A 314-nucleotide genomic window follows, 5' to 3' on the forward strand; every position below is an offset into this window, starting at 1 on the left:
CCGACCGGGGCCGCCAGCAGTTCCACCTCCTCCCCTTCATAGCACCAGTGGCATCCCAGCCAGCCGGTAAAACGCCTGCCGTTAATGCGCCCGGTCAGATACCAGGCCCCGCACAGCGGCCTGTCATAGTCCTGCAGCAGGGCCGAGGCTGTCCCTCCCGAGCCGCTGGCCGCCCAGACCACCGCCGACGCCGCCATCTTCTTTTTATAGCGGGCGTAGTAGGCGCTTCCTTCCGGATAGGACAGAACGTCGAAATGCTGCACCACCCGCCGCTGCGTCAGTTTTTCAATGACCCCCCGAACTTTAATCAGCGG

The 314-nt window shown here is 63.7% G+C and carries 1 pseudogene; it reads right to left on the reverse strand.

Annotated features, from left to right (window positions below):
• Positions 1–314, reverse strand: a pseudogene (locus OGX91_RS00060) (putative type VI secretion system effector); the annotation flags it as partial.

Source organism: Citrobacter sp. Cpa228 (assembly GCF_030333085.1).
Lineage (GTDB): Bacteria > Pseudomonadota > Gammaproteobacteria > Enterobacterales > Enterobacteriaceae > Citrobacter > Citrobacter pasteurii.